Source organism: Polaromonas sp. P1_G2 (assembly GCF_056405515.1).
This window is the reverse complement of the sequence record NZ_JBFUBY010001101.1, coordinates 1-461: the sequence shown is the minus strand read 5'-3', so window position 1 is coordinate 461 and position 461 is coordinate 1. Positions and strand designations below refer to the sequence as shown.

At 54.7% G+C, this 461-nt stretch carries 1 protein-coding gene; it reads right to left on the bottom strand.

The window, feature by feature from the left end:
• Positions 1 to 221 (bottom strand): SDR family NAD(P)-dependent oxidoreductase (locus AC1D0P_RS29255; RefSeq protein WP_477679939.1); only part of this gene is annotated, 221 nt, incomplete at its 3' end.
• Between the last annotated feature and the right edge of the window lie 240 nt (positions 222 to 461).

The following is a 461-nucleotide window of genomic DNA, read 5'->3' as shown; positions in this document are numbered from 1 at the left end:
GAGTTGGTCGCATCGCCACGCAGCAGAACGACGCTGCCACCAGCGTCCTCGATCTCCTTGGCAACAGCATGCGCCGCTTCGACGCTGGAATTGTAGTGCAGGCCGACCTGTGCCCCCTGCGCGGCAAACGCTTTTGCAAGGGCCGCACCGATGCCGGTCGAGGCCCCGGTAATCAGCACCGCCTTGCCGGCAAGATCAGGAATCGTCAAAGCACTCGACATGTTAGCCTCCCGTCAATTGTATGACCATTGCGAAGAGGTAAAGGACAGGGCCGCATCTGTCCAGCGCTTCAGTTGTGGATTGCCGACACGGGCCGAAAACTTGCAGGTTTCTTGCGCGAATTGCCTGCTCTTAACCACTGCAAATCGCCTTGACAATATAGTGATATCACTATTATTTTCCTTTTAATTCTGAAGGACTCTGATGAAATCGCTTGTTTGGGTTGGATCAAGCCGGAAGGA